12 protein-coding genes are annotated in these 12,845 nt (G+C 71.1%); 7 read left to right on the plus strand and 5 right to left on the minus strand.

What is annotated here, in order from left to right; all coding sequences use genetic code 11:
- Positions 1-138: 138 nt before the first annotated feature.
- The 4 genes from ACFCX4_RS04030 to ACFCX4_RS04045 all read left to right on the plus strand — a co-directional run bounded on the left by ACFCX4_RS04030 (position 139) and on the right by ACFCX4_RS04045 (position 4,181).
- On the plus strand, positions 139-948 hold the full coding sequence (locus ACFCX4_RS04030) for a c-type cytochrome (protein WP_376138729.1): 810 nt from the start codon (positions 139-141) through the stop codon (positions 946-948).
- Complete coding sequence (locus ACFCX4_RS04035) at positions 945-2,015, plus strand: Rieske 2Fe-2S domain-containing protein (protein WP_376138731.1); 1,071 nt, start codon at positions 945-947, stop codon at positions 2,013-2,015. The genes ACFCX4_RS04030 and ACFCX4_RS04035 overlap by 4 nt, the downstream gene beginning before the upstream one ends.
- On the plus strand, positions 2,012-3,664 hold the full coding sequence (locus ACFCX4_RS04040) for a cytochrome bc complex cytochrome b subunit (protein ID WP_376138733.1): 1,653 nt from the start codon (positions 2,012-2,014) through the stop codon (positions 3,662-3,664). Before ACFCX4_RS04035 ends, ACFCX4_RS04040 begins: the two co-directional genes overlap by 4 nt.
- Before the next feature lie 133 nt (positions 3,665-3,797).
- Entirely contained in the window at positions 3,798-4,181 is a 384-nt protein-coding gene (locus ACFCX4_RS04045) for a GntR family transcriptional regulator (RefSeq protein ID WP_376138735.1), read from the plus strand.
- A gap of 34 nt (positions 4,182-4,215) precedes the next feature.
- On the opposite strand, the gene ACFCX4_RS04050 is transcribed toward ACFCX4_RS04045, so the two are convergent.
- The 4 genes from ACFCX4_RS04050 to coxB form a co-directional block, all read right to left on the minus strand.
- Complete coding sequence (locus ACFCX4_RS04050; protein WP_376138737.1) at positions 4,216-5,475, minus strand: Ig-like domain-containing protein; 1,260 nt, start codon at positions 5,473-5,475, stop codon at positions 4,216-4,218.
- A 172-nt stretch (positions 5,476-5,647) separates the two neighbouring features.
- The gene (locus tag ACFCX4_RS04055) at positions 5,648-6,064 is read right to left on the minus strand and encodes a cytochrome c oxidase subunit 4 (protein WP_376138738.1); all 417 of its coding nucleotides are present in this window, start codon (positions 6,062-6,064) and stop codon (positions 5,648-5,650) included.
- On the minus strand, positions 6,064-7,839 hold the full coding sequence (gene ctaD, locus ACFCX4_RS04060; protein WP_376138740.1) for a cytochrome c oxidase subunit I: 1,776 nt from the start codon (positions 7,837-7,839) through the stop codon (positions 6,064-6,066). Before ctaD ends, ACFCX4_RS04055 begins: the two co-directional genes overlap by 1 nt.
- Positions 7,836-8,690 carry a cytochrome c oxidase subunit II gene (gene coxB / locus ACFCX4_RS04065; protein ID WP_376138742.1) on the minus strand — a complete coding sequence of 285 codons (855 nt, stop codon included), beginning with the start codon at positions 8,688-8,690 and terminating at the stop codon, positions 7,836-7,838. The genes ctaD and coxB overlap by 4 nt, the downstream gene beginning before the upstream one ends.
- A gap of 335 nt (positions 8,691-9,025) precedes the next feature.
- Here coxB and ACFCX4_RS04070 point away from each other — a divergent pair, with 335 nt between their 5' ends.
- Positions 9,026-10,447: a cysteine desulfurase/sulfurtransferase TusA family protein gene (locus ACFCX4_RS04070; RefSeq protein ID WP_376138744.1), complete on the plus strand. Its 1,422-nt coding sequence runs from the start codon at positions 9,026-9,028 to the stop codon at positions 10,445-10,447.
- On the opposite strand, the gene ACFCX4_RS04075 is transcribed toward ACFCX4_RS04070, so the two are convergent.
- On the minus strand, positions 10,440-11,417 hold the full coding sequence (locus ACFCX4_RS04075; RefSeq protein ID WP_376138746.1) for a carbohydrate kinase family protein: 978 nt from the start codon (positions 11,415-11,417) through the stop codon (positions 10,440-10,442). The genes ACFCX4_RS04070 and ACFCX4_RS04075 overlap by 8 nt on opposite strands.
- A 271-nt stretch (positions 11,418-11,688) precedes the next feature.
- Here ACFCX4_RS04075 and ACFCX4_RS04080 point away from each other — a divergent pair, with 271 nt between their 5' ends.
- Both ACFCX4_RS04080 and ACFCX4_RS04085 read left to right on the plus strand, forming a co-directional pair.
- Positions 11,689-11,904 (plus strand): hypothetical protein, encoded by a 216-nt coding sequence (locus ACFCX4_RS04080; protein ID WP_376138748.1) that lies wholly within the window; start codon positions 11,689-11,691, stop codon positions 11,902-11,904.
- Between the two features lie 128 nt (positions 11,905-12,032).
- Positions 12,033-12,785 carry a hypothetical protein gene (locus ACFCX4_RS04085; RefSeq protein ID WP_376138750.1) on the plus strand — a complete coding sequence of 251 codons (753 nt, stop codon included), beginning with the start codon at positions 12,033-12,035 and terminating at the stop codon, positions 12,783-12,785.
- Positions 12,786-12,845: the final 60 nt, after the last annotated feature.

The raw sequence follows: 12,845 nt of genomic DNA on the forward strand, positions 1-12,845 counted from the left end.
GCGACGGCCCGATTTCGCCGGTGGCGACGCTCCCACCGACCGACCGCGCGCGCAGCCCTAGACGGCGGCCTCGTGCCGGCCAGACCGGCCGCCGGGTGCACCCACCAGTCGACCAGATCCTGACACCGGGGTTATTCCGTGAAAAAGCTCTCCGCACGACGGCGCCACCCACTGGCGGCGCTGGTCGTCCTACTTCTCGCCCTGGCGGCAACCGGGGGGCTGTACGCCGCGTTCGCGCCCGCCGGCAAGGCGCAGGCCGACGTCTCCGCGCAGTCGCTCGCGATCGATGAGGGCAAGAAGCTCTTCGCCGTGGGCTGCTCCTCCTGCCACGGCCTGAACGGCGAAGGCAGCAGCGACGGCCCGAGCGTGGTCGGCGTCGGCTCCGCCGCGGTCGACTTCCAGGTGGGCACCGGCCGCATGCCGGCCCAGCAGCCCGGCGCCCAGGTGCCGAAGAAGAAGAACATCTACTCGCAGGCGGAGATCGACCAGCTCGCCGCCTTCGTCGCCTCGCTCGGCCCCGGTCCGGTCACGCCGACCGAGGAGCAGTACACCTCGACCAACCCCGAGGACCTGTCCAAGGGCGGCGAGCTGTTCCGCACCAACTGTGCCCAGTGCCACAACTTCTCCGGCCAGGGCGGCGCCCTGACCCAGGGCAAGTACGCCCCGTCGCTGGAGGGCGTGGACGCCAAGCACATCTACGAGGCCATGCAGACCGGCCCGCAGAACATGCCGTCGTTCCCGGACGGGATCATGCCCGAGGAGCAGAAGAAGCAGATCGTGGCCTTCGTCCGCCACACCACCAACGATGAGCCGAACCCCGGTGGTCTCACGCTCGGCAGCCTCGGTCCGGTGACCGAGGGTCTGTTCGGCTGGATCTTCGGTCTCGGCGCGCTCATCGCGGTCGCGATCTGGGTCGCCGCCCACACCACCAAGGCCAAGAAGTCATGAGCCAGGACATGTCAGAAGAGAAGCTTCCGGAGTCCCACGGCTCCGCCGGGCACCACGACGTGGCAGCCCACGGCGACCCGTTCGCCGACCCCGGACTGCCGGCCCACGAGCCGCGCCGCACCGACATCGACGAGCGGGCCGCCAAGCGGGCCGAGCGCCAGGTGTCGCTGATGTTCGTCCTGTCGATGATCGCCACCGTCGGCTTCATCGCCTCGTACGTGGCCATCGACCCGGACAAGATCGTCTACATCTGGCCGCTGGGCCACGTCAGCGCGCTGAACTTCGCGCTCGGCATGACCCTGGGCGTGGCGCTCTTCCTCATCGGCGCGGGCGCGGTCCACTGGGCCCGCACCCTGATGTCGGACCACGAGATCCCGGCCGAGCGTCACCCGATCGAGGCCGACGACGAGGTCCGCGCGGACGTCATCGAGCAGTTCAGGACCGGTGCCGCGGAGTCCGGCTTCGGCCGCCGCAAGATGATCCGCAACACCCTCATCGGTTCGATGGCGCTGGTCCCGCTCTCCGGCGTGGTCCTGCTCCGCGACCTGGGCCCGCTGCCCGAGGACAAGCTGGAGCACACCGGCTGGGACGAGGCCACCGAGGCCAAGCCCCTGGCGCTCATCAACATGAACACCAACCTGCCGATGAAGCCCGAGGACATCACCCAGGGCTCGCTGTCCTTCGCGATGCCCGAGGGCCTCACCACGCACTCCGAGGACTTCCAGCAGCGCATCGCCAAGGACGCCCTCATGCTGGTGCGCATCGCGCCGGAGGACATCAAGGACGAGAAGTCCAAGGAGCTGGGCTTCGAGGGCATCCTCGCCTACTCCAAGATCTGCACCCACGTCGGCTGCCCGATCAGCCTGTACGAGCAGCAGACCCACCACGCGCTCTGCCCCTGCCACCAGTCGACCTTCGACCTGGCGGACGGCGCGCGCGTCATCTTCGGCCCGGCCGGCCACCCGCTGCCGCAGCTGAAGATCACCACTGACGAGAAGGGCTTCCTGGTCGCCCACGGCGACTTCGACGAGCCCGTCGGTCCGAGCTACTGGGAGCGTGCTCGATGAGCAGCAGCACCACCTCCGGTGCCGCCAAGCCCGCCAGCACGCGTGCCAAGCCCGCGAACAAGTGGGAGCAGGCGGCGGACTGGACGGACGGCCGGCTGGGGATCTACTCCCTCGCCAAGGCCAACCTGCGGAAGATCTTCCCGGACCACTGGTCCTTCATGCTGGGCGAGATCTGCCTCTACACCTTCATCATCATCATCCTGACCGGCGTCTACCTGACGCTGTTCTTCAAGCCCTCGATGGGCGAGGTCATCTACGACGGGTCCTACATCCCGCTCAAGGGCCTCCCGATGTCCGAGGCCTACGCCTCGACCGTCGACATCAGCTTCGAGGTGCGCGGCGGTCTGCTGATCCGCCAGATCCACCACTGGGCCGCCCTGGTCTTCGTCGCGGCGATGCTCGTGCACATGCTGCGCGTCTTCTTCACGGGCGCGTTCCGCAAGCCCCGCGAGATCAACTGGGTCTTCGGCTTCCTGCTGCTGGTCCTGGGCATGTTCGACGGCTTCTTCGGCTACTCGCTGCCCGACGACCTGCTCTCCGGCACCGGTATCCGGTTCATGGAAGGCGCGATCCTCGCGGTCCCGCTGGTCGGCACGTACATCCAGATGTTCCTGTTCGGCGGCGAGTTCCCCGGCCACGACATCGTGCCGCGGTTCTTCACCATCCACGTGCTGCTGATCCCGGGCATCATGCTCGGCCTGCTGGTGGCGCACCTGATCCTGGTCTTCTACCACAAGCACACCCAGTGGGCGGGCCCGGGCAAGACCGAGAAGAACGTCGTCGGCATGCCGCTGATGCCGGTCTACATGGCCAAGGCCGGTGGCTTCTTCTTCCTGGTCTTCGGCATCATCGCCGCCATCTCGGCGATCGCCACGATCAACCCGATCTGGTCGGTCGGCCCGTACCGTCCGGACCAGGTGTCCACGGACGCCCAGCCCGACTGGTACATGGGCTTCTCCGAGGGTCTGGTCCGCATCATGCCGGGCTGGGAGATCGGTCTGTGGGGCCACACCCTGAACCTGGGTGTCTTCGTCCCGCTGATGATCTTCCCGCTGGTCCTCGTCGCGATCGCGGTCTACCCCTTCATCGAGGGCTGGATCACCGGCGACAAGCGCGAGCACCACATCCTGGACCGTCCGCGCAACGCCCCGGTCCGCACCGGCCTGGGTGCCGCCTGGATCAGCCTCTACCTGGTCCTGCTGGTGGCCGGTGGCAACGACCTGTTCGCCACCCACCTGCACCTGTCGATCAACTCGGTCACCTACTTCGTCCGCGTGGGCATGTTCGTGATCCCGGTGCTCGTCTTCATCATCACCAAGCGCTGGTGCCTCGGCCTCCAGCGCCGTGACAAGGAGAAGGTGCTGCACGGCCGCGAGACCGGCGTCATCAAGCGCCTGCCGCACGGCGAGTTCATCGAGGTGCACGCCCAGCTGCCGCAGAAGGACCTGCACACGCTCACCGCGCACGAGCAGGTGGAGCCGTACGAGCTGCCGGCCGAGACCGACGAGAACGGCGTGGCCCGCAAGGCCGGCGTGCTCGGCCGGACCCGTGCCAAGCTCTCCCGCGGCTTCTACGGCGAGGGCAGCCAGATCCCCAAGCCCACCGCCGACGAGCACCACGAGATCACCAGCGGCCACGGCCACCACTGATCCCGTCCGCACCGCCACGCCCGAGGGCCGCCGACCAGAGTTCTCCTGGTCGGCGGCCCTCGGGCTTTCCCGTCCCGTGTCCGGCGGCGCCCGCCCCCGCCGGAGCCCACCCAGCGAACGTCAGGAGCCCACCGTGCAACTCTCCGTCGACCAGGCCTCCGGCACTCCCCCGTACGAGCAGATCCGTGCCCAGATCGCCGAGCAGGCCCGCAGCGGCGAGCTGGCGACCGGGCTGCGGCTGCCCACCGTCCGCGCGCTGGCCGAGCGGCTCGGACTGGCCGCCGGGACGGTCGCCCGCGCCTACCGGGAGCTGGAGGCCGACGGAGTGGTGGAGACCCACGGCCGGCGCGGCACCCTGATCGCCGCCGTCGGTGACTCCGCGCACCGGCTGGCCGCCGCGGCCGCCGCCGAGTACGCCGAGCGGGTCCGGCGGCTCGGGGTGCCGCTCGCGGACGCGCTGGGCGCCGCGGACAACGCGCTGCGGGTGGCCTACGCGGACGGCGCCGCGGAGGACTGACCCGCGGGGCCCCGGCGGGACCGCACCGGGGCGCTCAGAGCTGCGGGGCGATCATCCCGCCGGCCGGGGCCCGGGTGGCCGGGGTGGCGGTGCTGACGGGCTGCCCCAGGGCGCTGTGCCCGATCCAGTCGCTCCAGGCGATGTTCCAGTCCCCGAAGCCGTTGCCGAACGGCTCCATGCCCTTGCCCCGGCTGTTCACCACCGTCACCAGGTCCCCCACCCTGGTGTTCTGGTAGAACCAGCGGGCGTTCTCGGTACTCATCCCGGTACAGCCGTGGCTGACGTTCTCGATCCCCTGGGAACCGACCGACCAGGGCGCCGCGTGCACGTACTCGCCGCTCCAGGTGACCCGGGTGGCCCACTCGACGTCGAGGTCGTAGGCCTCCTCGCTGCCGGCCGCTATGCCGATCGTCTCGCCGCTCATCCTCACCTTGCGCTCCTGGCCCAGCACCACCTTGACGCCGTTGCGGGTGTCGAAGCCGGGCTTGCCGGTGGTGACCGGCATCGTCCGCACCACCTGGCCGCCCCGCTTGAGGGTCAGCTCGTGCGCGGCCGCGTCCACCACCGTCTCGACCCGCTCGCCGATCCTCAGCGCCAGCGCGGCCCGGTCGCCGCCGTAGAGTCCGTCGGAGATCCGGCCTCCGGTCGCCTCGAAGACCAGGCCGACGGCGGTGCCGGTGGGCCAGTACTCCTCGGGCCGGAAGTGCAGGTTGCGGTCGTCCACCCAGTACCAGCCGCCGGTGACGGCGGGCTGCGAGGTCACGGTCAGCGCCCGCTCCACCTCCTGGCGGGCCTGCGGGTCCTTGACCGGCTCGGAGAGCCGGACGGTGAGCGGCTGGCCCACCCCGTAGACGCCGCTGCCGGAGGAGTCCGGGCCGAGCACCGCGGTCAGCAGGTGCTGGGCGGCCAGGGTGGAGAAGCCGGCGGTGGTCTCGCCGCGGCCGCCGTGGCCGTCGTCGGCGGCGATCCGCACCGTGTAGGCGGTGGCGGCCTTCAGCCGGCCGGTGGTCCGCCAGCTGGTCTGGTCGTCCGAGAGGCTGCCCGCGACCACCCGCCCGTCCGGGCCGACCACGGTGACGTCGGTGAGCCGGCTGCCCGGCTCGGCGGTCACCGTCAGGGGCTGCGAGGGATCCGCCCCGTCGGTGGCGGAGAGGTGCACCAGCCGGGCGGCGTCGACCCTGCGGGCGGCGTCCGTGACCTCCTCGCCGCCGGAGGTGCAGCCGGCCAGCGGGACCAGTACGACGAGGGCCAGCGTGATGCCGCCGAGACCCGCGATTCCGCGCCTGTCGGCCATGACCGCCTCCCGGGGTTTCGCACGATTGGTCAGATCGTAGGAACCGCCGCCGGTGGAGCGACAACCGAACGGGGCCCCGTTGGGCCGGCAGGGTGAGGCCGTCACTCCGGGGACGCAAAAGGGCCGGCCGTCCCGTGCGGAACGACCGGCCCCGTGCGAGGGGAGCCAGTGCCTACTGGTTCTGGTTCTCGCCCCGGTAGAACTCGAAGACCCAGCCGAAGAGGCCGATCAGGATGATCGGGAGCGACCAGAACATCAGCCACCAGCCGAAGATCACGCCGAGGAAGGCGAGCGCGCCGCCGATCGCCAGCGAGAGCGGCTGCCAGCTGTGCGGGGCGAAGAAGCCCAGCTCGCCGGAGTCGTCCGCGACCTCGGCCTCGGGGTTGTCACCCGCGCCGCTGTCCACCCGGCGGGCGGTGAAGGCGAGGTAGTACCCGATGAACGCGCAGAGCGAGAAGGCGAGGAACAGCGCCGTGGTGCCGGCGGCCTCGATGCCGTGCTCGGAGTTGTTGGTCCACAGGCCGTAGGTGATGGCCATGGCCAGCACGAAGACCGACAGGCCCAGGAAGATCTTTCCCTGTTCCTTCATCAGACGTCGCCCTCCTTCTTGCCCTTGCCCAGCTGCGGGGCGTCGTACTTCGCGGGCGTCACGCCGGCGAGGTGCTTGGCCGGCTCACCGTGGTTCTCCAGGTAGTCCAGCGCGGCGATCTCCGGGTAGTGGAGGTCGAAGGCCGGGGATTCGGAGCGGATCCGGGGCAGCGTGAGGAAGTTGTGCCGCGGCGGCGGGCAGGAGGTCGCCCACTCCAGCGAGCGGCCGTAGCCCCACGGGTCGTCCACCTCGACCTTCTCGCCGTACTTCGCGGTCTTCCAGACGTTGTAGAGGAACGGCAGGATCGACAGGCCGAGCAGGAACGAGCCGATGGTCGAGATGGTGTTCAGCGTGGTGAACCCGTCCGCGGCCAGGTAGTCGGCGTAGCGGCGGGGCATGCCCTCCGCGCCGAGCCAGTGCTGCACCAGGAAGGTGGTGTGGAAGCCGAAGAACAGCGTCCAGAAGGTGATCTTGCCGAGGCGCTCGTCCAGCATCTTGCCGGTCATCTTCGGCCACCAGAAGTGGAAGCCGGCGAACATCGCGAAGACGACGGTACCGAAGACCACGTAGTGGAAGTGGGCGACGACGAAGTACGAGTCCGAGACGTGGAAGTCGATCGGCGGGGAGGCCAGCAGGACACCGGTCAGACCGCCGAAGAGGAAGGTGACCAGGAAGCCGACGGTCCAGAGCATCGGGGTCTCGAAGCTCAGCGAACCCTTCCACATGGTGCCGACCCAGTTGAAGAACTTCACACCGGTCGGGACGGCGATGAGGAAGGTCATGAAGGAGAAGAACGGCAGCAGCACTTGTCCGGTGACGTACATGTGGTGGGCCCACACCGTCACGGACAGACCGGCGATCGCGATGGTGGCCGCGATCAGGCCGGAGTAGCCGAACATCGGCTTGCGGCTGAAGACCGGGATGATCTCCGACACGATGCCGAAGAACGGCAGCGCGATGATGTACACCTCGGGGTGACCGAAGAACCAGAACAGGTGCTGCCAGAGCAGCGCTCCGCCGTTGGCCGGGTCGAAGACGTGCGCACCGAACTTGCGGTCCGCCTCCAGGGCGAACAGCGCGGCGGCCAGCACCGGGAAGGCCAGCAGGACCAGCACCGCGGTCAGCAGGACGTTCCAGACGAAGATCGACATCCGGAACATCGTCATGCCGGGCGCGCGCATGCAGATGATCGTGGTGATGAAGTTGACCGCGCCCAGGATGGTGCCGAAGCCGGAGAAGGCGAGGCCCATGATCCACATGTCGGCGCCGATGCCCGGCGAACGGACCGCGTCGGACAGCGGCGCGTAGGCGAACCAGCCGAAGTCGGCGGCGCCCTGCGGGGTGAGGAAGCCGGCCACCGCGATCAGCGAGCCGAACAGGTACAGCCAGTAGGCGAACATGTTCAGACGCGGGAAGGCGACGTCCGGGGCGCCGATCTGCAGCGGCATGATCCAGTTCGCGAAACCGGCGAACAGCGGCGTCGCGAACATCAGCAGCATGACCGTGCCGTGCATCGTGAACGCCTGGTTGAACTGCTCGTTCGACAGGATCTGGGTCCCGGGACGAGCCAGCTCGGCGCGCATGACCAGGGCGAGGACGCCACCGATCAGGAAGAAGGCGAACGACGTGCCCAGGTACAGCGTGCCGATCGTCTTGTGGTCGGTGGTGGTGAGCCACTTGATGATGGTGGAACCCGGCTTGCGGGTCCGCTGCGCCCCGACCGTGACGGCCCCGGCGCCCCCGCCGGCCGCGGCGGGCTCGTTGAGGATGGTCACTTCTCTTCACTTCCCATGGTCGTGATGCCGGAGGGCACCGCGCCGGTCTGACCCTTGGCCCGCAGGTCCTTCAGGTGCTGGTCGTACTCGGCACGGTCGACGACCTTCACGTTGAACAGCATGCGCGAGTGGTCGACGCCGCAGAGCTCGGCGCACTTGCCCATGTACTCACCCTTGACGGTCGGGGTGACCTCGAACTTGTTCACCACGCCCGGCACGACGTCCATCTTCATCATGAAGTTGATGGGCCAGAAGTCGTGGATCACGTCGCGCGAGGTGAGGCGGAACTGCACCGTCTCGTCGACCGGCAGGTACAGGGTCGGCGGCTGGCCGGGGGTACCCACGTCGTACGCGGCCTGCTGGTTGGCCGGGTCCGGATTCTCGGTGTTCTCGTAGTTGAACGCCCAGCTCCACTGGAAGCCCACCACGTTGACGGTGTGCTGCGGCTTCTCGGACACGGCGATCAGCTTCGACTCGTCGCGGGCGACGAAGTAGAAGAGGACCGAGACGATGATGATCGGGACCGCGGTGTAGAGCGCCTCGATGGGCACGTTGTACCGGGTCTGCGGGGGGATCTGCACACCGGTGCGGCTGCGCCGGTGGAAGATCACGCTCCAGATGATCAGACCCCACATCAGTACGCCGACCACCAGCGCCGCGATCCAGGAGCCCTGCCACATGTGGAGGACCATCGGCCCTTCCTTGGTGACGGGGCTCGGGAGGCCAAGCCTGGGGAGGTCGTTGGCCGAGCAGCCGGTGGCGGTCGCGATGACGAGGCCCAGTGCCAGCGCCTGAGGCAGCTTCCGCCGCATCGTGCGCCGCGGCGAGCGGTCGGAGCCGTTGGGACTCACGTAGCGCCTTCCCGAAGTCTCGCCCGCCTTCGCGTCGCCCCGGAGAGGCTTTCCCCCTCCGGCGACCCGTCCACGGGCACGGTTTGAATGCTTATGCGGGCCAAACCCTACTCCAGCCTTATGCGCTGCTGACGGGCAGGTCCCGGTAACGCGCCGCCCGGACACCCGATCAGGCCCGGCGGTGGCTGCGCCGCAGGTCATCCTAGGCATTAGGGGTCCGTACGCCCGATCGGGGGATGACCTCGGACAACCCGAGTGACGCCCCGTCGGATGCAAACAATCCGGACATTCGGGGTGATCGACTGACGGCCGGTGAGGCGTCGCCGGAGGCCGGAATGCACCCGGGAGTGTCGTTAAATGTGAGCGTGTACTTCGATGTGGCTTCCACCGCACCGCTCCACCCCGTCGCGCGGCAGGCGCTGACCGCCGCGCTGGACGAGGGGTGGGCCGACCCGGCCCGGCTCTACCGCTCCGGCCGGCAGGCCCGGATGCTGCTGGACGCCGCCCGGGAGACCGTCGCCGGGGTGCTCGGCTGCCGGGCCGACGAGATCTCCTTCACCACCAGCGGGACGCAGGCCGTCCAGCTCGGCGTCCTGGGCGCGCTGCACGGCAACCGCCGCCGCGGCCGGCACCTGGTGCACTCCGCCGTCGAGCACTCCAGTGTCCTGCACACCGCCGAGCGGCACCTGGACGGCGGCGGCGAGGTCACCCCGGTGCCGGTCGACCGGTACGGCCGGGTCGACCCGGCCGCCTTCGCCGCGGCGCTGCGGCCGGACACCGCGCTCGCCGTGCTGCAGTCCGCCAACCACGAGGTGGGCACGGTGCAGCCGGTCGCCGAGGCGGCCGCGGGCTGCGGGGACGTGCCGCTGCTGGTGGACGCCGCGCAGAGCGCGGGGCGGGCCGACGTGCCGGCCGGCTGGTCGCTGCTGACGGCGAGCGCGCACAAGTGGGGCGGACCGGCCGGGGTCGGGGTGCTCGCGGTGCGCAAGGGCGTCCGGTACGCCTCGCCGCTGCCGGCCGACGAGCGCGAGGGCGGCCGGGTCCCGGGGTACGTCAACGTGCCGGCCGTCGTCGCGGCGGCGGCCTCGCTGCGGGCGGTGCGGGCGGAGGCGGAGCGGGAGAACGCCCGGCTGCACGAGCTGGTCGAGCGGATCCGGGCCCGGGTGCCGCGGCTGGTGCCCGAGGTGGAGGTGGTCGGCGACCCGGTTCACCGGTTGCCGCACCTCGTCACCTTCTCCTGCCTCTACGTCGACGGCGAGGTGCTGCTCGGCGAGCTGGACCGGGCAGGCTTCGCGGTCTCCTCGGGTTCCTCGTGCACCTCGTCCACGCTGACCCCGAGCCATGTGCTGGCGGCGATGGGCGTGCTCACCGAGGGGAACGTCCGGGTGTCGCTGCCGTTCGGTGCCGCCGAGGCCGACGTCGAGCGGTTCCTGGCCGTGCTGCCGGAGCTGGTGGCCGGCGTCCGCGCCCCGCTGGGTCTGGAGCCGGTCCCGCCGGCGCCGGAGGCGCCGGTGTCGAACGCTCTGGTACTGGACGCGCTGGGCAAGCGGTGCCCGCTGCCGGTGATCGAGCTGGCGAAGCGGATCGGCGAGGTGCCGGTGGGCGGGACCGTCGTGGTGCTGGCCGACGACGAGGCGGCCCGGCTGGACGTCCCGGCGTGGTGCGGGATGCGCGGCCAGGAGTACCTGGGCGAGGCCCCGGCCGCCGGGTACGGCGGCGACCGGGGGGCGGCCTACCTAGTGCGGCGGGTCAGCTGACCAGGTGCGCCCGGACCTCGGCGCCGGCCTCCTCGCCGTAGGCGGCGACGAAGCGCTGCAGGAAGTCGGCCGGGCGCAGCTCGTACTCCTGGGTGCCGACGGTCTCGATCACCAGGGTGGCGAGCATGCAGCCGAGCTGGGCGGCCCGCTCCAGCTCCAGGTTCCAGGAGAGGCCGGCCAGGAAGCCGGCCCGGAAGGCGTCGCCGACACCGGTCGGGTCGGCCTTGGCGGCCTCGGGGGCGCAGCCGACCAGCACCGGGGACTCCCCCTTGCGGTCGATCCGGACGCCCTTGCTGCCCAGGGTGGTGATCCGGGTGCCGACCCGGGTGAGGATCTCCTCGGCGTCCCAGCCGGTCTTGGACTCGATCAGCGCGGCCTCGTACTCGTTGGTGAAGAGGTACGCGGCGCCGTCGACGATCTCGCGGATGTCGTGGCCGTCGAGGCGGGCCAGCTGCTGGGAGGGGTCGGCGGCGAAGGCGTAGCCGCGGGTGCGGCACTCCTGCGTGTGGCGGACCATCGCCTGCGGGTCGTCGGCACCGATCAGCACCAGGTCGAGGCCGCCGACGCGGTCGGCGATCGGCTTGAGCTCGATGTTGCGGGCCTCGGCCATGGCACCGGTGTAGAACGAGGCGATCTGGTTGTGGTCCTCGTCCGTGGTGCACATGAAGCGCGCGGTGTGACGGGTCTCGGAGATGTGGACCGAGTCGCAGTCCACGTTGTTGCGCTCCAGCCAGCTGCGGTACTCGGCGAAGTCCGCGCCGGCCGCGCCGACCAGGACCGGGCGCAGGCCCAGGACGCCCATCCCGAAGGCGATGTTCGGCGCGACGCCGCCGCGGCGGATGTCCAGGGTGTCGACCAGGAAGGACAGCGACACGGTGTGCAACTGCTCGGCGACCAGCTGGTCGGCGAACCGGCCGGGGAAGGTCATCAGGTGGTCGGTCGCGATCGAGCCGGCGACGGCGATACGCACGGGGTCTCCTCTGGATGGCGGCAGGGCCATGGGGCACGGGGGTGTAACCCACCCACGGTACCCGGCACGGGTGGAACCCCGGCAAGACAGCGGGTGCGATACCGGCCGTCCGCTGTCACCCGTCGTCCCCGAAGGTGTACTACCCGGCGGTAGCCCTGGTCGTCCCAGGTCGGCCCGGCCTAGGGTCGCGGGAGAGGGGCCTCCCCGGCCCCCGGCCGAGGCCCGCGGCGGCAGCGCCGCGGCGCCGGTGGATCGGAGTTGATGGCCGATGATGCCTGCTCACCCCCAGCCGCGGGTCCCGTCCGCCCCGCACGGCGACCCGGACGGCGATTCGCTGGCCGCGCTGGTGGACTCCTCGCACCGGCTGCGGCGGTTCTGGCCGCTGCCGCCGGCCGGCGGGACGGAGAGCGCGCCGGCCCCGAACGGGTTCCGCGTTCCCTCCGGGGCGCAGCGGCTGGTCGCCGCGATGCCCGAATACGGTCCCTGACACCGGGTCCGTGTGACCGGGTCCCGTGGGCCGCGGGGACGGACGGGAACCGGAATCGACCGGGGCACGTCACATCCGCGCGGTGCGGCCGCCACGGCGTGCCGACGAACCCTCGGGAGGAAGTGCAGATGGATCTGGAGACCATGCCCCGGCGTTCGGGCCGGGCGCGGGCGACGGCGGCGGCAGGCCTGGCACTGGCGGCGGCCCTCGCCCTGGCCGGGTGCGGCGGCGGGACGGAGTCCGGTTCGGACCGGGCGACCGCCGGTGCGGAGCGGGCCCCGGCGAGCAGCGCCTCCGCCTCCCCCGGCGCGTCCGCCGGTACGACGGACCCGGGCTCCCCGGCCACGACGGCCGCGCCGTCGGCCCCGGCCCCGGTGACCACTCCGCCGGACGACCCGGCGGCCCCCACTCCGGACCCGCGGCCCACCGGCCCCGGGCCGACGGCCGGTGCCACCGGCCCGGGGCAGACCCCGGTGCCGGCGCAGACCCCGCCGGGCTCGGGCGACAACGGCATCGCGGTCGGCGAGCCGGCGCCGAACGGCTCGGGCACCGGCGGGCAGGTGCACCCGGCGATCACCTACCGGGTGGACGGCAGCCGGCTGACGGTCTGGTTCTACGGCGGGGTCTGCCAGCGCTACGCGCTCAAGGCGGACGAGTCGAGGCCGGGCCGGGTGGACGTCCGGGTGACGACCGCGGCACCGGTGCCGGCCGGGCAGGCCTGTGCCGACCTGGCCAGGCGGCAGACCGTGACCGCGGAGCTGAAGCAGCCGCTGCAGGGCCGGGCGGTGACCGATCTGGCGACCGGGCAGGCGGTGCCGCTGGAGGCGGACGCCAAGGCCGGCCCGGACCCGGCGGTCCCGGACGTTCCGGGCGGCCCGTGACACCGTGACGCCCCCGCCGGGGGCGGACACGACGAAGGCGGCCCCGGGGAGGATCCCCGG

It is taken from the genome of Kitasatospora sp. NPDC056327 (genome assembly GCF_042261735.1).
Taxonomy (GTDB): domain Bacteria; phylum Actinomycetota; class Actinomycetes; order Streptomycetales; family Streptomycetaceae; genus Kitasatospora.

Excerpts from the sequence above, each read along its gene's own strand:
- ACFCX4_RS04050 (WP_376138737.1), bottom strand. The coding sequence starts at position 5,475 with ATGGCCGACAGGCGCGGAATCGCGGGTCTCGGCGGCATCACGCTGGCC.
- ACFCX4_RS04035 (WP_376138731.1), top strand. The coding sequence starts at position 945 with ATGAGCCAGGACATGTCAGAAGAGAAGCTTCCGGAGTCCCACGGCTCC.
- ACFCX4_RS04055 (WP_376138738.1), bottom strand. The coding sequence starts at position 6,064 with ATGAAGGAACAGGGAAAGATCTTCCTGGGCCTGTCGGTCTTCGTGCTG.
- ACFCX4_RS04085 (WP_376138750.1), top strand. The coding sequence starts at position 12,033 with ATGGATCTGGAGACCATGCCCCGGCGTTCGGGCCGGGCGCGGGCGACG.
- ACFCX4_RS04070 (WP_376138744.1), top strand. The coding sequence starts at position 9,026 with ATGCACCCGGGAGTGTCGTTAAATGTGAGCGTGTACTTCGATGTGGCT.
- ACFCX4_RS04080 (WP_376138748.1), top strand. The coding sequence starts at position 11,689 with ATGCCTGCTCACCCCCAGCCGCGGGTCCCGTCCGCCCCGCACGGCGAC.
- ACFCX4_RS04040 (WP_376138733.1), top strand. The coding sequence starts at position 2,012 with ATGAGCAGCAGCACCACCTCCGGTGCCGCCAAGCCCGCCAGCACGCGT.